Below are 20,721 nucleotides of genomic sequence, written 5' to 3' on the forward strand. Positions count from 1 at the left end.
CTCACACCACCGGCTTCACACCCGGCAGCGCTTGCACCAACTCGCGGAATTTGGTGCCGCGGATTTCGAAGTTGCGGTACTGGTCGAAGGAGGCGCAGGCCGGCGAGAGCAGCACGACCGCGTCGGCAAGACCCGACGCTTCCGCATCGCGCGCGGCGTGCTCGACGGCAACGTCCAGCGTCTGGCTGATCTCGTGCGCAACCTCGTTGCCCAGCGTTCCCGAAAACTCCAGCGCGGCTTCGCCGATCAGATAGGCCTTGCGGATGCGCGGGAAGAAGCCGGTCAAACTGGTGATGCCACCGGCCTTCGGCTTGCCGCCGGCGATCCAAAAAATATCGGCAAAGGACGACAGTGCGTGCGCCGTGGCATCCGCATTGGTGCCTTTGGAATCGTTGACGAACAGCACGTGGCCGCGGCGGCCGACCTGCTCCATGCGGTGCGCAAGGCCGGGAAAGCTGCGCAGGCCGTTCTGCAGCACATCCTGGCTGATGCCCATCGCGAGCGCGGCGGCGGCGGCGCAGGCCGCGTTCTGCGCATTGTGCAGGCCGCGCAGCGAACCGATGCCGCCGAGCTTTGCGATCTCGCTGCGGGCGCCGCCCGCGGTGCGCACGATATTGCCGTGCTCGACATGGATGCCCGAAGCCAGCGGATTCTTGACGGAGATGCGCACCACGGTCTTGCCGGCGCGATCGAGCCGATCGGCGATGTCGCGGCAGAAGCCGTCGTCGACACCGACGATCGCAGTGCCGCCAGCTTGCACGCCGGCAACGAGGCGCTCCTTCACCGCAGCGTAGTGCGCGATGGTGCCGTGGCGATCGATGTGATCCTCGCTGACATTGAGCAGGATGCCGACGGAGGGATCGAGCGAAGGCGTGAGGTCGATCTGGTAGGACGACATCTCGATGACGTGGACGCGGCCCATGCGCGGCGGCTCCAGCGATAGGATCGCGGTGCCGATATTGCCGCCCATCTGGGTGTCGTAGCCGGCGAATTTCGTCAGATGCGCGATCAGCGCCGTCGTAGTCGACTTGCCGTTGGTGCCGGTGATGGCGACGAACGGCGCATTCGGCGCATGGCGCCGCCGCTCACGGCAGAACAGCTCGATGTCGCCGATCACCTCACAGCCTGACTCGCGCGCCTTCAGCACGCTCCAGTGCGGCACCGGATGAGTCAGCGGCACGCCGGGCGCGAGCACGAGGGCTGCGAAACTCGCCCAGGACACATTGCGCAAATCGGCGGTGATGAAACCGGCCTGCGCGGCCTTGGCGACGTTCTCGGCATTGTCGTCGGCGGCAATCACCTCGGCGCCGCCGGCCTTCAAGGCGTGGCAGGAGGCAAGCCCCGAGCCGCCGAGGCCGAACACCGCGACCGTCTTGCCGGCGAAGGACGTGACGGGGATCATCGATCGATCACCGCAGCTTCAGGGTGGAGAGCCCAGCCAGCGCCAGCATCACCGAGATGATCCAGAAGCGGATCACGATCTGCGGCTCGGTCCAGCCGAGCTGCTCGAAATGGTGATGGATCGGCGCCATCCGGAAGATACGCTTGCCCGTGAGCTTGAACGAGACCACCTGCACGATGACGGAGACCGCCTCCAGCACGAACAGGCCGCCGATCACCGCGAGCACGATCTCGTGCTTCACCGCGACCGCGATGGCGCCGAGCATGCCGCCAAGCGCAAGCGACCCGGTGTCGCCCATGAAGATCGAGGCCGGCGGCGCGTTGAACCAGAGGAAGCCGAGGCCGGCGCCCAATAGCGCGCCGCAGAGCACCGCGAGCTCGCCGGTGCCGGCGACATATTTGATCTGCAGATATTCGGCGAACACGGCGTTGCCGGCGAGATAGGCGATCATCGCAAAGCTCGCGGTCGCGATCATCACGGGAACGATGGCGAGGCCGTCGAGACCGTCGGTGAGGTTCACCGCGTTGCCGGAGCCGACGATGACGAAGGCGCCGAAGATGACGAAGAACCAGCCGAAATGCAGCACGGTGTCCTTGAGGAAGGGAATCGTCAGCGCGGTCGATGCGGGATCGCGGTTCAGCCGCACCAGCGCATAGCAGGCCACCAGCGCGATCGCCGCCTCGATCAGCAGGCGAAGCTTGCTGCCGAACCCGGTCGTGGTCTGCTTGGTCACCTTGAGGTAATCGTCATAGAAGCCGACGAAGCCGAAGCCGAGCGTCACCGCCAGCACGATCCAGACATAGGGGTTGAGCGGATTGGCCCAGAGCACGGTTCCGACGGTGAGGCCGGAAAGGATCATCAGCCCGCCCATGGTGGGCGTGCCCTTCTTGGCGAGATGCGATTGTGGGCCGTCGGTCCGGATCGGCTGACCCTTGCCCTGGCGGATGCGTAAGTGATCGATGATCCAGGGCCCGAACAGGAACACGAACAGCGCACCGGTGACGACGGCGCCGCCGGTGCGGAAGGTGATGTAGCGGAAGACGTTCAGGAAGGTGCGAACGGCACCGAAGCCCGGAAATGTGTTGGAGAGTTCGATCAGCCAGTAAAACATTCAGACGGTCCTATGGCGCCTTTGCGCACGCGGTCTTGGCCTTGATCTTCTGGAGCTTGGCCTCAACGTGCCTCACGCGCATTCGCTGGTCTTCATCATGGGTCGCGCGACCTCCGGGAAACCGGACGCTTCGCGGCGCAAAGGGTGGGATTCGGGAACGGCGCCTTCCAAGCAGTTTACGCCTTTGCCTGCAAGGCGGCCACCAGGCCCGGCACGAACTTGTTGACCCAGAACATCTTCTTGCTGCCCTTGACAACCACGACATCGCCTGCCTTCAGCAGGCTCGCGACCTCACTCGGCTTCAGCGTGGCGGGATCGCCGTGCCAGCCGAGGCCCTTGCCGGCCGGCAGCACATCATAGAGGTGGCGCATCAGAGGGCCGACGCAGTAGATCCCGTCGATCCCGTCGAGATGCTTGGCGAGGCGGGTGTGATAGCCTGGTGCATCATCGCCGAGCTCCAGCATGTCGCCGAGCACCGCAACCCGACGGCCGCCGGTTACATTGCGCGCCTGGAGGCTTTGCAGCGCGGCGGCCACGCTGGCCGGATTGCCGTTGAAACTGTCGTCGATCACGGTGACACCGCCGACCGCCTGCTCGACGCCGCGGCCGGTCATGATGCCGACCCGGTCGAGCTTGATCGCGAGCGTCGCCGCATCGAGGCTCGCGGCGCGGATGGCGGCGAGCGCGGCCAGCGCATTCTGCACGCGGTGCGGCGCGCCCGGCGTCAGGCTGAAGGCGATCTGCTTCTTGCGGATCATGGCCACGACCTGCCAGCTCTCGCCATGCGGCGCGTGCGTGACCTCATGCACCTCGGCATGCTCGCCGAAGCGCACCACCTTGCCCTTCCATTCGGATGCCTTCAGCCCGGCCGGCAGCACCAGCACGCCGTCCTCAGGCAGGCCGAGCGCGATCGACACCTTCTCGCGGCGGATGGCTTCGAGCGAGCCTAGTTTTTCCAGATGCACCGGCTGGACATTGACGACGAGTGCGACGGTGGGCCGCGTCAATTCGCTGAGCCGCGCGATCTCGCCTTGCTGGTTCATGCCCATCTCGACGACCCAGAGACTGGCATCGGGCCTGGCATTGCACAGCGTCAGCGGCACGCCCCAGAAATTGTTGAAGCTGGACGGACTTGCATAGGCGTTCGGATAGGCCGCCAGAAATTCCTTGGTGCTGGTCTTGCCCGCGCTGCCGGTGAGCCCGATCACAGGCCCGCGGAAGCGGGCGCGAGCGGCGCGCGCGAGGCCCCAGAGGCCGTCGATCAGCGTGTCCTTGACGACGATCTGCGGAATGCGGATGCCCGCGATCTCGTGCGGCACGATCATCGCGACCGCGCCGGAAGCCTCGGCCTTGTCCGCGAACTCCCAGCCGTCGCGCGCGCTGGCGAAGGCCGAGATGAAGCCGCCGCTCGGCGTGCCGCTCAGCGCGACGAACAGGCTGCCCGGTTTCACCAGGCGGCTGTCCTGGGTGACGAAATCGATCGGCGTGTCCGGGAACGATCCGGCAGCGCCCAGTGCGCGCGCGACTTCGGCAACCGTCCATATCGGCGCGCTCATGCAACCCTCGACGCTAATGCGGCGGCGACCGCCTCGTGATCACTGAAGGGCAGCACCTGGCCGCCGACGATCTGTCCGGTCTCGTGTCCCTTGCCGGCGACGAGCAGTGCATCGCCTTCCTGTAGTTCCTCGATCGCGGTTCGGATTGCCGCGGCACGGTCGCCGATCTCGCGGGCGCCCTTTGCGGTGGCGAGGATTTCGGCGCGAATGGTTTCGGGCCTCTCGCTGCGCGGATTGTCGTCGGTGATGATGACGCCGTCGGCATTCTCGGCCGCGATCTCGCCCATGATCGGACGCTTGCCGGCATCGCGATCGCCGCCGGCGCCGAACACGACGACCAGCTTTCGTTTCGCGTAGGGCCGCAGCGCCTGCAGCGCCTTCGCCAGCGCATCGGGCTTGTGCGCGTAGTCGACGAAGATCGGCGCACCGTTGCGCTCGCCGACGCGCTCGAGCCGGCCCTTGGCGCCTTCGAGATGCTCGAGACTCGCAAACACGTTGGCCGCATCGCTGCCGGTGCCGATCGCAAGGCCGGCCGATACCAGGGCGTTCTCGATCTGGAATTCGCCGACCAGCGGCAGCCTAACCGCGTAACGCTTGCCGCGATGCTCGAGCGCGAGCACCTGCGAAAATCCTTCGACCTTGGCCTCGGTGAGACGAATGCCGTCGCCTGCCCCGTCGCCGTTGCGGCCTACCGCCATCACGCGCAGGCCGCGCGATCTCGCCGCCTCGATCGCTCCCGCCGAGCAATCATGATCGGCCGAGATCACCGCTGCGCCGCCCGGAGAAACGAGTTCCCGGAACAGGCGGAGCTTCGCCGCAAGATAATGCGCGACGGTCGGGTGATAATCCATGTGGTCGCGGGAGAGATTGGTGAAGCCGCCGGCGGAGACGCGTACGCCATCGAGGCGATACTGATCGAGCCCGTGCGATGACGCTTCGAAGGCGAGATGCGTCACGCCCTCGCGCGCGATCTCATCGAGCTGCCGGTGCAGCGCGATCGGATCCGGCGTCGTCAGCGAGCCGTAGACGGTGCGCTTGGGCGAGACCAGGCCGATGGTGCCGATGCTGGCGGAGGCGTGCCCCAGCCGCTCCCAGATCTGGCGCGCAAACGCTGCGACCGAGGTCTTGCCGCTGGTGCCGGTCACCGCGGCGATGGTCGCGGGCTGTGACGGGAAGAATCTTGCCGCAGCCAGCGCCAGCGCGCGGCGCGGATTGGCGACAGTGATGAACGGCACCTTGCTCGTATCAGGCGCATGGTCACCGACGACGGCCACGGCGCCCGCGGCCACCGCGGCGTCGATGAAGCGCGCCCCGTCCGTCTTGCTGCCCGCGAGTGCGAAGAAGAGATCGCCGGCCTTGACCACGCGGCTGTCGAGCGCAAGGCCCGTCGCCTCGAGCGCCGCGACGGCGGGCTCGATCGCGGCGTCATTGCCTAAGAGGTCGCGCAGCTTCATGGTCTTCCAGTCGCCGTACCGGAAAGCCGAATCTTGAGGGAATTCCCCGACTCAGCAGCGGCTACGGCCCACCCGATTGATTACTGGGTTGTCCTGGATGCTGCAAGAATAAGGCGCTCAGACGGCGGCAGGTCGAACCGCGGCTCGACGCCGAGAAGCGGCGCGATCCGCTCGATCACCTTGCCGCCGGTCGGCACCGTGTTCCAGCCCGAAGTGATGAAGCCCTTCGTTTCAGGAATCGCCTGCGGCTCGTCCAGCATGATCAGGATCTGATATTTCGGATCGTCGCAGGGCATGATGGCGGTGAACGAGTTGAGCACGCGCTTCTTGGCATAGCGGCCGTTGATGACCTTCTCGGACGTGCCGGTCTTGCCGCCGACATAGTAGCCCTTGACGTCAGCGGTCTTGGCGGTGCCGATTTCGGCATTGAGCCGCATCAGGAACCGCATCTTGTCGCTGGTCTCCGTCTTGATCACGCGCTTGGCCATCGCCGCCGCTTCGGATTCGCTGCGCTTCATGAAGGTCGGCGGAATCAGATAGCCGCCGTTCACCAGCGCGTTGATGCCCATCACCGCCTGCAGCGGCGCCACCGACATGCCCTGGCCGAACGCGATAGTGACCGTGTTCAGCTCACCCCAGCGGCGCGGGATCAGCGGAGCCGCACTCTCCGGCAGTTCGGTGCGCAGCCGCGTCAGCTGGCCCATCTTGGCAAGGAACGCCTTGTGTGCCTCGACCCCCTGGCCGAGCGCGATCCGCGCGGCGCCGATGTTGGACGAGAAGGTAAACACTTCCTTGGTGTTGATGAAGCGCCCCAGCGGGTGGCTGTCGTGAATGGTGAACTTGCCGTAGTGCAGGTTTCCGCGGGCATCCCACGACGTGTTCAGATTGATCTTTCCGGAATCGAGCGCCATCGCCAGCGTGAACGCCTTGAAGGTCGAGCCCATCTCGTAGACGCCGGTGGTCAGGCGGTTGATGCGGTCGGGGTCGTGCGCTTCCTTGGGATTGTTGGGATCGAAATCGGGGAGCGAGACCATCGCCACGATCTCGCCGGTCTTGACGTTCGAGACGATGCCGGACGCGGCCTTGGTGTGGTACTTCTCCTTGGCCTTCAACAGCTCGTCGCGCAGCGCGTGCTCGACGCGCAGATCGATCGAAAGCTCGATCGGCTTTTGCAGCCGGTCGGTGGCAAAGCCGGCGCGGTGGAGATCGGCGAGGCCCTGATTGTCGAGCCACTTCTCCATGCCGGCGATGCCCTGGTTGTCGATGTTGACGAGACCGATGAGGTGGGCAACCTCGTTGCCGGTCGGATAAACGCGCTTGTTCTCGCGCAGGAAGCCGATGCCGGGAATGCCGAGCTTGTGGATGGCCTGCTGCTGCTTGGCCGTGACCTCGCGCTTGAGCCAGACGAAGCCCTTGCGCGTCCTCAGGCGCTCGCGCACCTCGGCCTCGTCGAGGTCGGGCACGGTCGCCGTGAGCAGCTCGATCGCCTCGTCCTTGTCGATGATGCGGCGCGGCTCGCCGAACAGGCTCGCCGCCTTGACGTCGGTCGCAAGGATGGCACCGTTGCGGTCGACGATGTCGGGGCGTGCGGTCGCCACCACCTCCTGCGCCGCGGCGCGGCGTGCGCCATGGGCATCGGCGCCGATGGCAAACATCACGAGCCGGCCGCCGATCAGGGCGTAGACCGAGGCGAAGGCGAGCATGGCGAGGCCAACGCGCGCGCGCGCCTTCGCGGCGCGGTCGACATTGCGCCCGTAGAGCAGGCTGCGGATCAGTCGCTGGCGCCAGGGTTCGGTAGGTTTGGCCGGAGTCGCAGCGCTCATTGCTTGTCCTCGGGCTGAGGCACGGAGCCCGTCACATTGTCAGGATCGCTCGCGGCTTCGATGGTGTTGAGCATGGCGCCGATCGGATCGGGCTCGCCCGGCCTGAACATCCGCGGCGGACGCTCCGGCAGGTTCTTCAGCTGGTCATATTGCGTGCCGTTGACCGGCTTGAGCTGCAGATGCCGGTCGGACAGGCCCTGCAACCGATGGGGCGCATCGAGCTTGGCCCATTCGGATCGCAGCGAAGCGATCGCGTCGCGCTGCTCGCGAATCTCCGCATGCAGCCGCAGCACCCTCTCGGTGCGCGCCGTGGAGTCCATCTTGATCCGGTAGACATAGGCCGCCGCGAAGATCAGCGCGCCGATGACGAAGAGGTGGATGATGCGCATGCGCTAGCCTCCCCTCATCACGTCGGAAAGTTTTGGCCAGGACGATGGCTCGCCATCCTGATGCGCGGGCGCCGAGGTGCGCTCGGCGGCGCGGAGCTTTGCGGAACGCGCGCGCGGGTTATGCGCAACTTCGTCCTCACCGGCGATCACGGGCCGCCGCGTCAGAAGCTGGAAGCTCGGCGGAACCTGCGCCACCTCCGGCAAATGCCGCGAGCCGCCAGCGGTCTTGGAACGCTCGGAGAGGAAATTCTTGACGATGCGATCTTCCAGCGAATGGAAGGAGACCACGACGAGGCGTCCGCCCGGCTTGAGCACGCACTCGGCCGCAGCGAGCGCGGATTGAAGTTCCTCGAGCTCTTCGTTGACGAAGATGCGCAGGGCCTGGAACGTCCGCGTCGCCGGATGAATGTCGCCGGGCTTGGAGCGCACCACCCTACCGATGAGGTCGGCGAGCGCGCGCGTGGTCGTGAACGGCGTCTCCTGCCGGTCCGCGACGATGGCGCGGGCGACGCGGCGCGAATGCCGCTCCTCGCCGAGGAGATAGATGATGTCGGCGAGATCGGCTTCCGAGGCGCGGGCGACGACGTCGGCCGCGGTCGGCCCCGCCTGCCCCATCCGCATGTCGAGCGGACCGTCGAGCCGGAACGAGAAACCGCGACCGGCCTGGTCGAGCTGCATCGAAGACACCCCGACATCCATCACGACACCGTCCACGGCCTCGACGCCCTGCGCCGCGCAGACCTCACCGAGGTTGGAGAATCGGTCCTCGACCAGCGTCAACCGGCCCGCGGAGCGTTCGACCAGCTCGGCACCGCCCACGATTGCGGTGCGGTCGCGGTCAATGGCAATGAGCCGGCTTCCCGGCACGTCGAGGATGGCGCGGCTATAGCCGCCGGCGCCGAAGGTGGCATCGACATAGATACCGCCATCGCGCGGGGCGAGATGGGCGATGGCCTCACGGCCAAGAACGGGAATGTGCGGAGCCGAGCTCATGCGCCAGGCCTGCTGGAGGCCCAGCCTGACGTCCAAGCGAGATTGGGGACGAACAAGCCCATGACGCCTCGAATGACTCCGTATCGCGGCGGTTCCACGACCGCACCGTCCAGCATGGTTACCGAGCCCGGTCGTCCCGGGCGGCAAACCCAGTGTTCCCAGCGGAATTTGTCGGGCAGCCATGGGATTTCGAGCCAAAATACGCTTTGGCCGCCTCCGGACGCGGGTCGGCTCTTCATCCCTCAGTAACGGCCCTTAGCGTTAAGAAAGCGTTGCTCGGCTCGTGACAAGTCGAAAAGCTGATGAGGCGGTGATGCTTCATCCACACACTTGCGCCAAAATGCATCCGTTAACCGCGCCGCGCGATTGCGTACGGTGGAGGGTAAAGGAATAGTAAAGAGAAGGGCTTGGCCCAACTCTCCGTCCGACCTTGGTTTGTCTATGCCGCCGTCCGGTTCGTCCACACCGTCTGGATCTGATTCGAAGCGTCAACGCGTTCTCCCGGTTCCCAAGGCCGCGGCGAGCATGAGGGCGTTCGAGCCGGATTCCTCGATCGTGTCCGACATCATCCCCTCGCCGAACTATGGCGAGCGCAACAAGACACGGCAGCCCGATATGATCGTGCTGCACTACACCGGCATGCCCGATGTCGAGGGCGCGCTGGCGCGGCTGTGCACGGCGGGGACCGAAGTCTCGGCACATTACGTCGTGCTGGAGGACGGCCGCATCGTGCAATGCGTGCCCGAAACCAGGCGCGCCTGGCACGCCGGCGTCTCGTCCTGGGCCGGCGAGGACGACATCAACTCCTGCTCGATCGGCATCGAGATCATCAATCGCGGCCACGACTGGGGCTATCCGGAATATCCGCTGCGCCAGATCGCCGCCGTGATCGCGCTGTGCCGCGGCATCATGCTTCGCCGCAAGGTGCCGGCTCACCGGGTGCTCGGCCATTCCGACGTCGCGCCCGCGCGCAAGAAAGACCCCGGCGAAAAGTTTCCGTGGCACTCACTGGCCAATTCCGGCGTCGGTCACTGGGTGACGCCGGCCCCGGTCGTGCGCGGCGAGACCCTGATGCTCGGGACCATCAGCGACGAGGTGCTAAGCCTGCAGCAGGCGCTCGCCAGATACGGCTACGGCGTGCCGCTGACCGGCAAATACGACGCCGCGACCATGGAAGTCGTCACCGCCTTCCAGCGCCACTTCCGCCCCGCGCGGCTGGATGGTGTCGCGGACCACTCGACGCTGTCGACATTGCAGGCGCTGCTGGCGAGCCTGCCGGCAGAGGGGACGGCCGTCGCGTCGAAGTGACGGCAGCGGTCATTCCGGGGCGCACGAAGTGCGAACTTTTGTGCGCAATTGCGCACCTGAGAATCTCGAGATTCCGGGTTCGATGCTTCGCATCGCCCCGGAATGACGGCGCTAGTTATCCATCTCCCTCACCCGCCGCGCATAGAGCCGCCGCAACGGCTCGAGCTGTGTCGCCGCGGTCGCTGCGTGATATGCCTCGCACGCTTCATCCTTGCGCCCCATTCGCCGCAACAGATCCGCGCGCACTGCGGGCAGCAGCTCATAGCCGCGGAGCCCGCCTCGGGCGCTGATCGCATCGACGAGATCGAGCGCACGTGCCGGCCCATCGACCATCGACAGCGCGGCAGCGTGGTTGAGCTCGATCACCGGAGAGGGACTGATGCGCAACAGCACCTCATAGAGCCCGGCGATCTGCCGCCAGTCGGTCTGCTCGAAGCTCGGCGCACGCGCATGCAGCGCGGCGATCGCGGCCTGCACAGCATAAGGCTGCGGCCGTCCCGGCACGCGCAGCGCATCCTCGACCAGGCGCAGGCCCTCCTCGATCTGCCCGCGATCCCACAGCATGCGATCCTGCTCCTCGAGCAGAACGATATCGCCGGCCGCGGTCTCGCGTCCGGCGCGGCGCGCATCGTGCAGCAGCATCAGGGCCAGCAGGCCCTTGATGCCGCCGCGATCCGGCATCAGCCGATCGAGCAAGCGGCCGAGCCGGATGGCTTCGGCCGCAAGATCAGGCCGCATCAGATCCGCGCCCTCGGTCGCGACATAGCCCTCGGTGAAGACGAGATAGATCACGGCGAGCACGCCATCGAGCCGCGGCGCCAGCGTGTCGCGCTCGGGTACCTCGTAGGGGATGCCGGCGAGCCTGATCTTCTGCTTGGCGCGGACCAGGCGCTGCGCCATTGCCTCCTCGCCCACGAGAAAGGCGCGCGCGACCTGCGTGGTCGAGAGTCCGCAGACGGTGCGCAGCGTCAGCGCGACCCGGACTTCGGGCGCGAAGGCCGGATGGCAACAGGTGAAGATCAGCCGCAGCATATCGTCGTCGAGCATTGTCGCCGGCTCGTCGACCGTTTGCGCATTGAGCTCGATCTCGTGCAGGAGCACCTGCTGCTTGCCGCGGAAGATAGCCTGGCGCCTGACACGATCGATCGCCTTGTGCCTGGCGACATTGACCAGCCAGGCGCGCGGATTGTCGGGGACCTCGCACGCCGCCCAGCGTTCCAGCGCGACGGCAAAAGCGTCCTGAAGCGCGTCCTCGGCGAGATCGAAATCGCCGACGAGGCGGATCAGCGTGGCCAGCGCCCGCCCCGCCTCGTCGCGGAAGATTTTGTCGATCTCGCCAGGGGTCATGCGGCGACGCGCGGCCCGGCCGTCACTTGTCGTAGACCCAGATCGGCCGCACCTCGATCGAACCGACGCGCGCGCTCGGAATGCGCGCCGCGATCTCGATTGCGGCGTCGAGATCCTTGGCCTCGATCAGATAGTAGCCGCCGAGCTGCTCGCGGGTCTCCGCAAACGGTCCATCGGTCGTCAGCATCTTGCCGTCGCGCACACGCACCGTCGTCGCGGTCGTGGTCGGCCGCAGCCGATCGCCGGCCTTGAAATTGCCGTTCCGGATGATGGATTGCGTGAAGGCTTCATACTCCGCCGACATCTTCTGACTGGTTCCCGTGTCAATCTTCGCGTACTCGGCCTCGTTCTGGTAGATCATCAGCAGATATTGCATCGCTTCACTCCTGTTGTTCGGCTGTGTCGCCGACATCCAGTCGATCGGGGCACGCAGCAAACGACATCTTCAGGATAAATTATTTCGGGCGGATCGTGGGCCGCGATATCGGCTTGACGAAACCGTCACAAATGCCCCATGCGTTGTCAGTCAGTCGGCCGGACGGCCGCTCCGGCAGGTGCCGAAAGGCCGCCGGGGAGGAAAGTCCGGGCTCCCTTGACATACGGTGCCGGATAACGTCCGGCGGGGGCGACCCCAGGGAAAGTGCCACAGAGAACGAACCGCCCGCCTTCGCCCCTACGGGGCTTTGGCGCGGCAAGCCCTCGGGCCTGCCGCGTCGTAGCAGCGAACGCTGCGTAGACGGGTAAGGGTGAAAAGGTGCGGTAAGAGCGCACCGCGGGTCCGGCAACGGAGCCGGCATGGCAAACCCCACCGGGAGCAAAACCGAATAGGGACGGCGTAGCGGGCTGTTCGCGCAAGCGATAACGCCGCGGGGCGATGTCAGGCCCGCCGTCCGGGTAGGTTGCTCGAGGCCATGTGTAAACATGGTCCCAGAGGAATGGCCGTCACGTATCGTTCGCGCAAGCGGACGGTGCCTTACAGAACCCGGCTTACAGGCCGGCTGATATCTTGCAACGAGGGGTTCGATGCTGACCGCATCGAACCCCTCACCATTTTCAGGAACGCCTCAACGTCGCCGCGCTTCAGGCCGCGCGCGTGTCCGCTTTTACCAGCACCGGCGCAAGCTCGTCCGCCTCACGCCGCTGCTTGCTCACTTCAAAACCGTGCATGCCGATCTGCCATTGCAGCCCGACGATGGCGCCCTTGGTCGGCTGCAGCAACGCGAGCGAGGCGAACAGCGTCACCGGCAACCACACCACGAGTTGCAGCCAGACCGCCGGCGCATATGCGGTCTCGACCGCGAGGATGGCGGGGACCACGAGATGGCCGACCACGACGATCACGAGATAGGCGGGAAAGTCATCGGCGCGCTGGTGGAACAGCTCCTCGCCGCAATGATCGCAGCTGTTTGCGACCTTCAGGAAACGGCCGAACAGATGGCCTTCGCCGCAGTTCGGGCATTTGCCGCGAAAGCCGCGCCACATCGCCTTCGCCAGAGAGACTGAACCTGCCGCCATGACCCCACCTCTTCCTTTTCGACAATCCATACAATAATATCTTGCATCCATACATTCAAAGGATAAGGGCTTAATTGCATGGATTGGAGCCCGACAATCTCGGAGCTATCAGGGCCGCGCTACCAGCGCATCGTCGAGGCCATGGAGGCCGACATCGCCGCCGGCCGGCTCGTGCGTGGCCAGCAACTGCCGACGCAGCGCGCGCTTGCAAAGGTGCTCGACGTCGACCTCACCACGGTGACGCGCGCCTACACCGAGGCGCGGCGTCGCGGAATCATGGAGGCGCGGGTCGGACAGGGCTCGTTCGTGTCGGAGACCAGCGCGCGCCGCGCGGTCGATCTGCCGCATCCCGTCGCGATCGATCTTTCGATGAACGTGCCGCCGCATCCGCTGGAGGCGCAGCTCGACGAGCGCATCATCGCCGGGATGGAAGCGATCCGCGCGCAATCGGGCCTGACAGCGTATCTCAACTATCAGCCGCCCGGCGGCAGCGCGCATGAGCGCGAGGTCGCCGCGCGCTGGATGCGCGCACGGGTACCGCACGCGCATGCCGACAGGCTGGTGATCTTTCCCGGCACGCAGACGATCCTGTTCAACTTGCTCGCCCATCTGGCGCGGCCCGGCGACATCGTGCTGACGGAGGCGCTCACATTCCCCGGCGTCAAGGCCGCAGCAGCGCGGCTCGGCATCAAGCTCGTCGGCGTCGCCATGGATGATGGCGGCATCCTGCCCGATGCGCTGGCGAAGGCCTGCCGCACGCACAAGCCGAAGGCCGTCTATCTCATTCCGACGCTGCACAATCCGACCACGGCGACGCTTGCCGCCGAGCGGCGCAGTGCGATCGCAAAGATCATCGGCGATACCGACACGATCCTGATCGAGGACGACGCCTACGGCCTGCTCGACCGCTCGGCATCGCCGATCGCCAATCTCATTCCGGAGCGGACTTATCTTGCGACCACGCTGTCAAAATGCATCGCGCCGGCGCTCCGCGTTGCCCATCTGGTGACGCCCGACAGCGAGGCGCAGCGGGAGGTGCGGACGTATTTGCAGGCGACCGTGCAGATGCCGGCGCCGCTGATGGTCGCGCTGGTGACGCATTGGATCGAAAGCGGCATTGCCGATCGCATCATCACCGCCATCCGCAGCGAGGCGGTCGGCCGTCAGCAGCTCGCGCAGCGCGCATTGAAAGGCTTCCAGTTCCTGGCCAAGCCCGCGGCGCATCATCTGTGGCTGCGGCTGCCTGAGGACCGGCCCGATGTCGCGGCGCATCTGTTGCGAAACGGACTTGCGGTCGTCGCCGGCAATGCCTTCACAGTCGATGGGACACCGCCGCATGCGGCGCGCGTCTCCCTGGGCGCGGCACGCAACAGGTCAGAATTGACGGAAGCGCTACGCATCCTGGTCGGCGCGCTGCAGAAGCCCGCCGACACCAGACAGATCGTCTAGATCATCGACGATGACGGCGATGGGTCGAGCGCACGACCGGTGCCCCAGGCGACGGATAGGCCTGCAAAGCATATGCATCGCTGGGCGTGCCCTGCTGGCCGAGAGCCGCACGCGCCGCAGGCGTGAGCTGGCCGCCGTTCAGCACGTCGCGGTCGGGATGAGCGGCCTGATAGGCCGCAGGCTCGGAAAGCTGCGCCTGGGCCATTGTCGGCATCAGCGCCGCCGCCAACAGCGCGGCCGCAGCGGCGATTTCAGTGCGGGTCATGATCATTCTCCATCATCGCATTCGGGACCGACCGATCCGAGCGCAGGATGGCGGCGGGGCCCCCGATTTGAAGTACGACCGTCATGTAGGCGTGTCTTTCGCGAACGCCCGGCGCCGCAGATCACGCTTGCGTGCAGGGCGGATTGACTTGCACAGCAGCAAGCATGCTATGCGGGCGACGGCGATCAACAGTTCGAGATCGCCCCGGCGACGAGGACATTCTGTTGGAAACGCTCACCTACGCGCTGCTGCTGCTCGGCGCATTGGCCGGCGGCTTCGTCTCGGGCCTGGCCGGGTTCGGCACGGCGCTGATGGCGCTCGGCATCTGGCTCTACGTGCTGCCGCCCTCGCTCGCGGTGCCACTGGTGCTGATCTGCTCCGTGATCGCGCAGACCTCAACGCTGCCCTCGATGTGGAAGAGCTTCGACCTCTCGCTGGTCTGGCCGTTCCTGATCGGCGGTCTCATCGGCGTACCGATCGGCACCATGCTGATCGCCTCGGCCGATCCAAAAGTGTTCAAGCTGAGCGTCGGCATTTTAATTCTGATGTTCTCGAGCGCGCTCTATCTGAACAAGAGGCCGCTCGCGATCAAATTCGGCGGCCGCCTCGCCGACGGCGCGATCGGCTTTGCCGGCGGTATTCTTGGCGGCCTCGCCGGGTTGTCCGGGCCGCTGCCGATCCTGTGGGCCAACATCCGCGGCTGGAACAAGCACGAACGGCGCGGCATCTTCCAGCTCTTCAATTTCACGGTGCTCGCGACAGCACTGGTGCTGCAGACCGCATCGGGTCTCGTCGAGCTCAAAGTGGTCTGGCTCGCGCTGGTCGCGTTTCCGGGCACCTTGATCGGCGCCTGGGCCGGCGCGCGCGTCTATCACGCCCTCAATGACAAGCATTTCGGCGATGTCGTGCTCGGCCTGTTGTTCCTGTCGGGCCTGACCCTGGTCTGGAACAGCCTCGGCGCGCTCTAATTCTGCGTCTTCCTGGCAAGCGCCATGCCGCCGGCGACACCGACGCCGAGGACGTAGATCCAGCCCGGCGTGAAGTCGAACAAATGCGTGTTGAGCAGCGAGGTCAGCATGTTCTGCACCACGACCAGCAGGCCGATCCAAGAGGCCAGCCCCGCGCCGCGAAACAGCGAGAGATGCGCAAACCAGAGCGCGTAGAGGATCAGGACACCGACGATTCCCCACTGCACGGCCACGCTGAGGGTCTGATTGTGCGGGTTGCTGACGATCTCGCCGCGCAGCGGATCGATCTTCGCATCGGCGGCCACGCTTGCGAACAGGCCGCGGATCGAGCCGGTGCCGTGACCGACCAGCGGTGCATCGGCGATGAAGCGAAGGGACTTCCGCCAGTATTCCAGACGCGAGCCCATGCCGCTGACCTGACTGTCCTGCACGCTCGTCTCATAGTCGGCCTGAAATTTCGCAACCGTCGTCCGCAGATGCGGCGACACGCCAAAGAGCAGCACCGCCGACAGCGCCATCGCGCCGGCGGCAAGCAGCGCCGCACGCAGGCGCAGATACAGCAGCGCGAACAGCACCACCAGGATCGGCAGCGTCACCAGCGCCGTGCGCGAGACCACGACGAAGATCATGTTGGCGAGAAATCCGATCGCGAGCACCGCGAACAGGGCCGCGGTGGCGGCGCGGCGTTGTCGCAGCAGCGACACGACCGGATAGACCAGCGCGAGCACACAGAGCGCGAACTCCTGGCTCTGGTCGATATAGTTGCGCACCGCGATCCCGCTCTCGACCCTGAAAGGCCCACGCGACAGATAGAGCTTCAGCGAGAGTGCGGGGTCGATGGCGACGGCGAAGGAATAGAGCATCAAGGCCGCGCAGGACGCCAGGAAGGCGGAGAACACCCAATGGCCGTAGGGCCAGCGCTCGAACTGGTAGATCAGGAGCGGAATGACCAGCAGCTTCGCCGCCGGCCCGATCGCGTGGATCCGTTCCGGCCACGGCGCATCCGACCAGAGCGTGCCCACGGCGGCGAGCGCGACCAGCGCGATGGGCAGCAGGCAGATCGGGCGAAGCAGCGAACGCGGAAACGCGCGGAGATCGACGAACGCGAACGCGATCAGCCAGGGTATGAGCGCGAAGGTCAGCCCGGTCGTGGTCCACGGCAGCAGCAGAGCGATCAGCGCGACGAAGCGGGCCGGCGTGCGATAGCGCGCCGCCCAGATCGCGGCGAGCCATGACGCCGCCCGCGGCTCGTTCGTCACTCCGGTCATTGGCCCTTCTGCAGCCCACCATCCTCGACCGGCCGGCAAGTTAGCCGGAGCAGCCAGGATGGAACAAGCCACCGCTACGCAGGCTCGCGGGCGAGAGGCGCAATGGGCTCGGCGCTCTCCTGCTCTGGGGTCTTCTCCTTCGGCGCCGAAGTCAGGCGCTTTCTGAACTCGCGGCGCAGCAACCACAGGCTCAAACCCGCCTGCAATATTGTCGCCGCGACCGACAAATACCAGACGTACTCCATGCGAAAGCCCGGCCGCGTCGACAGCCAGATCGCCGGCAGCGAATAGGTGAACACGCGCGTCGCCGAGCTCAAGAGCACCGGCCTGGTGTTGCCAAGGGCCTGGAACATACTCGAGCAGGTGAAGATCAGCCCCTGCGCGACCATGTTGAGCGAGATGATCCGCAGGAACAGGTAGGCGATGTCCATGGTCTCGCGGTCGTTCGAGAATCCGGCGAGCAGCAGCTCCGGCTTCACTTGCGCAAGGATCATGAAGCCGGTCATCACGATCGTGACGATCAAAGCGGCCTTGACGAAAGTTTCCCGCACGCGCGCAGCGTTGGCTGCGCCGACGTTCTGGCCGGCGATCGGCCCGGCCGCCAGCCCAACCGCAAGCGCCGGCATGTTGATCAGGCCGAGCACGCGCTGCCCGATGCCGAAGCCGGCCTGCGCCGCCGCGCCGAAATCGCGCAGCACGTAATAGACCACCGCCATGAAGATGAACATCATCGCGAACTCGCCGCCGGCCGGCAGGCCGACATTGAGAATGCGCTTCAAATGGTAAGGCTGCGGGCGCCACTGCGCCGGATTGAAGGCGACATAGCGCTCGACCTTGCGGAAATACGCCAGCAGCACCAGCACGCCGATGGCGACCGCGATCGAGCTCGCCAGCCCCGCACCAGCGACCCCGAGCGCATGGCCGGTGCCCCAGCCCGTGATCAGGACCGGCGCCAGCGCGATATTGATGGCCACAGCAAACGCCTGCACCAGCATGGTGGGACGCACGATACCGGTCGCGCGCAGCGCAGCCCCCATGACTTGGGTGGCGAACTGCAACGCGAGCGCCGGCATGAACCACAGCAGATAAGTGGTCCCGGCCTCGATCGTGGCCTGGTCCGCTGCGATCGAACGCATGTAGGCGCGCGACAGCGCGGCACCTGCGAGCAGGGTCAACAGTCCGAACAGCACCGACAGCACGATCGCCTGGTTGAAGATCAGGTTCGCATCCGGCCGGTCCTTGCGTCCCACGGCATGCGCGATCAGTGCCCCCGCGCCGACACCGAGCACCTGCATCAGCCCGTTGACGAGAAAGCCAGCATTGCCGGCCGCGGCGACGCCCGCCACGGCGGCATCGCCCAGGCCCGACACGAAGTACAGATCGACCAGTTGGCAGACCATGATCGATATCATGCCGGCCATGATCGGAGGTGCCATGGCCAGGATGTGTCTCACGATGGAGCCGTTCGTCAGGTCTTTCATCTCATTTCATCCTTGACGCATTCCTTGACGAATTCCTTGGCGGCGTGACAGCGGGACCTTCGCCCCGCTGCCGCCCCCCATCACTCCGCCGCTGCGACGCGCCCGAGCTCCACCACCTGGCGCTCGAACAGGCCGCGATAGATGCCTGCGGGCTTGCTCGCGAGCACGGCGTGGGTGCCCTGCTCGACGATCTCGCCGCGGTCGAACACCAGGATGCGATCGAGGCTGCGCACCGTCGACAGCCGGTGCGCGATCACGATCGAGGTGCGGCCCTTCATCAGCCGCTCCATCGCCTCCTGGATCAGCGCCTCCGATTCCGAATCGAGGCTCGACGTCGCCTCGTCCAGGATCAGCACCGGCGCATCCGCCAGGAACGCGCGCGCCAGCGCCACGCGCTGCCGCTCACCGCCCGACAGCTTCACGCCGCGCTCGCCGACCAGCGTGCCGTAGCCCTTCGGCAGGCGCAGGATGAAGTCGTGCGCGTTCGCAAGCCGCGCCGCCTGCTCGATCGCCTCGAGGCTGGCGCCGGGCCGGCCATAGGCGATGTTCTCGGCGAGCGAGCGGTGAAACAGGACCGGGTCCTGCTGCACGATCGCGATCTGGCTGCGCAGCGATTGCTGTGTGGCCAATGCGATGTCCTGCCCGTCGATCAGCACGCGGCCGCCGGTGACGTCGTAGAGCCGCTGCACCAGCTTGACGAAGGTGGTCTTGCCGGAGCCGGAGCGTCCGACGAGGCCGACGCGTTCACCAGCCCGGATCGTCACCGACAGCCCGTCATAGAGCGGCGCGCGATGGCCGCCATAATGGAACGTCACGTCGTCGAACACGATCTCGCCGCCCTCGATCGCGATCGGCCGCGCCTCGGCCGCATCGGCGATGCCGATGGGCTCGGCATGGATCGCCACCAGCTCGTCCATGTCGTTGACCGAGCGCTGGAGGTTGTTGATGTGCATGCCGACGTCACGCAAATAGGCGTGGATGATGTAGTAGCTGGTCAGCACATAGGTCACGTCGCCAGGCGAGGCATGTCCCGACATCCACAACAGCACCGCGCCGCCGATCACGGACGTGCGGAGGCAGAGCAGCAGCGACAGCTGCGCCATGGCCGTGTAATTGTAGCGCAGCCAGGTCCGCCGCACCCGCACGCGCCATCGGTTGATGACGCGGCCGAGCCGCGTATCCTCGCGCGCTTCCGCGCCGAACGACTTCACCACCGCGTTGCACGTCAGGGCATCCGCAAGCGTGCCGCCGACCTTGGTGTCCCAGGCATTGGAGACTCGGGCGGCCGGCGCGATGTAGCGCGTCGAGAACACGACGGTGATGGTGACGTAGAAGAACGCGCCGACTGCGATCACCACGCCGAGCGAGGCCCAATGCATCCCAATCAGGACCATCGAGCCGATCAACACCAGCAGCGAGGGCGCCAACGCCATCAGGATGGTGTCGTTGAGCAGGTCGAGCGCCCACATGCCGCGCGTGATCTTGCGCACGGTGGAGCCCGCGAAGGAGTTTGCGTGCCAGTCGGTGGAGAAGCGCTGCACACGGATGAAGGCCTCCTGTGCGACGTCCGACATGGTCTTGAGCGTGAACGGCACGATCGCCTGCAGGCCGGCCAGCCGCAGCGCCACGGAGGCTGCGCCCAGCGCCACGATGGCGCCGAAGGCAACCAGGGCGGCATGCCGCGCATCGGGATCGGACGGGCCACGCGTCAGCGCATCGACCAGCCGGCCCGAGAAGACCGGCATGAACAGGTCGGCAATGGTCGCACCCAGCAGGCCGCCGGCCACGATGAGCCCCCGTCCCGGCTGCTTCAGCCAGTGCCGGAACACGAAGGGCAGCACCAGGCGGATCGCCGCGGGCTTTTTTGACAGAGCGGTCATGACATCATCCGGCCGGCTTTGGCGCGGGCCGGCTCCATCGATGGACGCAGGCCGGCCGCGAGGGCCGAGACGGCGTCACTTAAGGTTGGCTTTGACTTGGGAAAGAAAGCGATCGGGACGCTTGGTCGAAAACTTGGCCCAATCGAAACTGGCGGAGGAGGCCTCTAACAGGCCGCGTACATACCGAACCAGAACATCATCGAGCGCGGGCGTACGATCTGCGAATGCGACGAAATCATGCAAATCTCTCCCCGGCTCGAGTGAATGAGGTGCGCTTTATAGATGTGTCGTTCGCGACTTGCAACGGGGCTCGCGCGAGATCACGGATGAGTGTTGCAATTTGGTGCGGGGGCCGAGGTGCGCGCTCCACAGCCGCCCCACCCTCCGCCGTCATGCTCCGCGAAAGCGGGGCATCCAGTACGCCCGCGGCGGATGTGGTGAGAGCGAGTTCACCAACGCCGGCCTCTGGATACTGGATCGCTCGGTCGAGGCCGGGCGATGACACCGCCTTT

General features: G+C 66.0%; 17 protein-coding genes and 1 other RNA gene. 4 read left to right on the forward strand and 14 right to left on the reverse strand.

Features of this window, described 5'->3' with window-relative positions:
* Nucleotide 1: 1 nt before the first annotated feature.
* The 7 genes from murD to rsmH all read right to left on the reverse strand — a co-directional run bounded on the left by murD (nucleotide 2) and on the right by rsmH (nucleotide 8,728).
* Nucleotides 2-1,402 carry a UDP-N-acetylmuramoyl-L-alanine--D-glutamate ligase gene (gene murD / locus GA0061098_RS23380; RefSeq protein ID WP_091961722.1) on the reverse strand — a complete coding sequence of 467 codons (1,401 nt, stop codon included), beginning with the start codon at nucleotides 1,400-1,402 and terminating at the stop codon, nucleotides 2-4.
* A 7-nt stretch (nucleotides 1,403-1,409) separates the two neighbouring features.
* On the reverse strand, nucleotides 1,410-2,513 hold the full coding sequence (gene mraY, locus GA0061098_RS23385) for a phospho-N-acetylmuramoyl-pentapeptide-transferase (protein WP_018318673.1): 1,104 nt from the start codon (nucleotides 2,511-2,513) through the stop codon (nucleotides 1,410-1,412).
* Between the two features lie 176 nt (nucleotides 2,514-2,689).
* Nucleotides 2,690-4,069, reverse strand: a complete 1,380-nt coding sequence (locus GA0061098_RS23390) for a UDP-N-acetylmuramoyl-tripeptide--D-alanyl-D-alanine ligase (RefSeq protein WP_091961725.1) — start codon at nucleotides 4,067-4,069, stop codon at nucleotides 2,690-2,692.
* Nucleotides 4,066-5,523, reverse strand: a complete 1,458-nt coding sequence (locus GA0061098_RS23395; protein WP_091961729.1) for a UDP-N-acetylmuramoyl-L-alanyl-D-glutamate--2,6-diaminopimelate ligase — start codon at nucleotides 5,521-5,523, stop codon at nucleotides 4,066-4,068. The genes GA0061098_RS23390 and GA0061098_RS23395 overlap by 4 nt, the downstream gene beginning before the upstream one ends.
* A gap of 80 nt (nucleotides 5,524-5,603) precedes the next feature.
* Nucleotides 5,604-7,346, reverse strand: coding sequence for a peptidoglycan D,D-transpeptidase FtsI family protein (locus GA0061098_RS23400; protein ID WP_091961734.1), 1,743 nt, complete (start codon nucleotides 7,344-7,346; stop codon nucleotides 5,604-5,606).
* The gene (gene ftsL / locus GA0061098_RS23405) at nucleotides 7,343-7,735 is read right to left on the reverse strand and encodes a cell division protein FtsL (RefSeq protein WP_091961738.1); all 393 of its coding nucleotides are present in this window, start codon (nucleotides 7,733-7,735) and stop codon (nucleotides 7,343-7,345) included. Before ftsL ends, GA0061098_RS23400 begins: the two co-directional genes overlap by 4 nt.
* Before the next feature lie 3 nt (nucleotides 7,736-7,738).
* Complete coding sequence (gene rsmH, locus GA0061098_RS23410) at nucleotides 7,739-8,728, reverse strand: 16S rRNA (cytosine(1402)-N(4))-methyltransferase RsmH (protein ID WP_165637549.1); 990 nt, start codon at nucleotides 8,726-8,728, stop codon at nucleotides 7,739-7,741.
* Nucleotides 8,729-9,253: 525 nt separating this feature from the next.
* On the opposite strand from rsmH, the gene GA0061098_RS23415 reads away from it, so the two are divergent.
* Entirely contained in the window at nucleotides 9,254-10,036 is a 783-nt protein-coding gene (locus GA0061098_RS23415) for an N-acetylmuramoyl-L-alanine amidase (RefSeq protein ID WP_091961747.1), read from the forward strand.
* Nucleotides 10,037-10,147: 111 nt separating this feature from the next.
* On the opposite strand, the gene GA0061098_RS23420 is transcribed toward GA0061098_RS23415, so the two are convergent.
* Nucleotides 10,148-11,383 (reverse strand): RNA polymerase sigma factor, encoded by a 1,236-nt coding sequence (locus GA0061098_RS23420; RefSeq protein ID WP_091961753.1) that lies wholly within the window; start codon nucleotides 11,381-11,383, stop codon nucleotides 10,148-10,150.
* 22 nt (nucleotides 11,384-11,405) lie between these two features.
* On the reverse strand, nucleotides 11,406-11,759 hold the full coding sequence (locus GA0061098_RS23425; protein ID WP_026202052.1) for a YciI family protein: 354 nt from the start codon (nucleotides 11,757-11,759) through the stop codon (nucleotides 11,406-11,408).
* A 150-nt stretch (nucleotides 11,760-11,909) separates the two neighbouring features.
* On the opposite strand from GA0061098_RS23425, the gene rnpB reads away from it, so the two are divergent.
* Nucleotides 11,910-12,389: RNase P RNA component class A (gene rnpB, locus GA0061098_RS23430), an RNA gene on the forward strand.
* A 74-nt stretch (nucleotides 12,390-12,463) separates the two neighbouring features.
* Here the strand turns inward: rnpB and GA0061098_RS23435 are convergent.
* The gene (locus GA0061098_RS23435; RefSeq protein ID WP_165637550.1) at nucleotides 12,464-12,928 is read right to left on the reverse strand and encodes a DUF983 domain-containing protein; all 465 of its coding nucleotides are present in this window, start codon (nucleotides 12,926-12,928) and stop codon (nucleotides 12,464-12,466) included.
* Between the two features lie 48 nt (nucleotides 12,929-12,976).
* Here GA0061098_RS23435 and GA0061098_RS23440 point away from each other — a divergent pair, with 48 nt between their 5' ends.
* The gene (locus GA0061098_RS23440) at nucleotides 12,977-14,347 is read left to right on the forward strand and encodes an aminotransferase-like domain-containing protein (protein WP_091961762.1); all 1,371 of its coding nucleotides are present in this window, start codon (nucleotides 12,977-12,979) and stop codon (nucleotides 14,345-14,347) included.
* A gap of 1 nt (nucleotide 14,348) precedes the next feature.
* Here GA0061098_RS23440 and GA0061098_RS23445 read toward each other — a convergent pair whose 3' ends face one another.
* Complete coding sequence (locus GA0061098_RS23445) at nucleotides 14,349-14,612, reverse strand: hypothetical protein (protein WP_165637551.1); 264 nt, start codon at nucleotides 14,610-14,612, stop codon at nucleotides 14,349-14,351.
* Between the two features lie 224 nt (nucleotides 14,613-14,836).
* Between GA0061098_RS23445 and GA0061098_RS23450 the strand changes: the two genes are divergently transcribed.
* Nucleotides 14,837-15,580, forward strand: a complete 744-nt coding sequence (locus GA0061098_RS23450) for a sulfite exporter TauE/SafE family protein (RefSeq protein ID WP_038947689.1) — start codon at nucleotides 14,837-14,839, stop codon at nucleotides 15,578-15,580.
* Here GA0061098_RS23450 and GA0061098_RS23455 read toward each other — a convergent pair.
* The 3 genes from GA0061098_RS23455 to GA0061098_RS23465 form a co-directional block, all read right to left on the reverse strand.
* Nucleotides 15,577-16,848 (reverse strand): O-antigen ligase family protein, encoded by a 1,272-nt coding sequence (locus GA0061098_RS23455; protein ID WP_091961771.1) that lies wholly within the window; start codon nucleotides 16,846-16,848, stop codon nucleotides 15,577-15,579. The two genes, GA0061098_RS23450 and GA0061098_RS23455, sit on opposite strands and share 4 nt — an antisense overlap.
* A gap of 74 nt (nucleotides 16,849-16,922) precedes the next feature.
* Nucleotides 16,923-18,329, reverse strand: coding sequence for an MATE family efflux transporter (locus GA0061098_RS23460; RefSeq protein ID WP_091961775.1), 1,407 nt, complete (start codon nucleotides 18,327-18,329; stop codon nucleotides 16,923-16,925).
* Nucleotides 18,330-18,409: 80 nt separating this feature from the next.
* Nucleotides 18,410-20,209, reverse strand: a complete 1,800-nt coding sequence (locus GA0061098_RS23465; protein WP_165637552.1) for an ABC transporter ATP-binding protein — start codon at nucleotides 20,207-20,209, stop codon at nucleotides 18,410-18,412.
* Nucleotides 20,210-20,721 lie beyond the last annotated feature (512 nt).

This window comes from Bradyrhizobium shewense, assembly GCF_900094605.1.
GTDB lineage: Bacteria > Pseudomonadota > Alphaproteobacteria > Rhizobiales > Xanthobacteraceae > Bradyrhizobium > Bradyrhizobium shewense.